The 254-nt window shown below is 35.4% G+C and carries 1 protein-coding gene; it reads left to right on the top strand.

Annotated features, from left to right (window positions below; genetic code table 11):
- A partial coding sequence (locus CSR02_RS04635; protein ID WP_208616804.1) for an AAA family ATPase occupies positions 1-254 on the top strand: 254 nt, incomplete at both ends.

Genomic DNA, 254 nt, shown 5'->3' with positions numbered 1-254 from the left:
ATGGCTTTTGAAGCTATAAAATTTATCGCAACAGAAAGCGGTGATTTGAAAGAAGGTAAACGGATTCCCTGCTATGAGCCATATGCTCTTTCTTCGGCTACGAATGAGGCTCCTGTAAAGTTTGAGGCTGAATTTTATTCTGTTGAGGGGAATCGGTTCAGTTATGAAGTTGCTTTTATTAAAAATCGGATTTTATTTGAATCATTAGACTATTATCCATCTAGGGTTAAAGCAAATTTATTTACTAGAGATGA

This window comes from Acetobacter pomorum, assembly GCF_002738225.1.
Taxonomy (GTDB): Bacteria; Pseudomonadota; Alphaproteobacteria; order Acetobacterales; family Acetobacteraceae; genus Acetobacter; species Acetobacter pomorum.
Note: the sequence above shows the minus strand (reverse complement) of the source record. Positions and strands in the feature narration are given on the sequence as shown.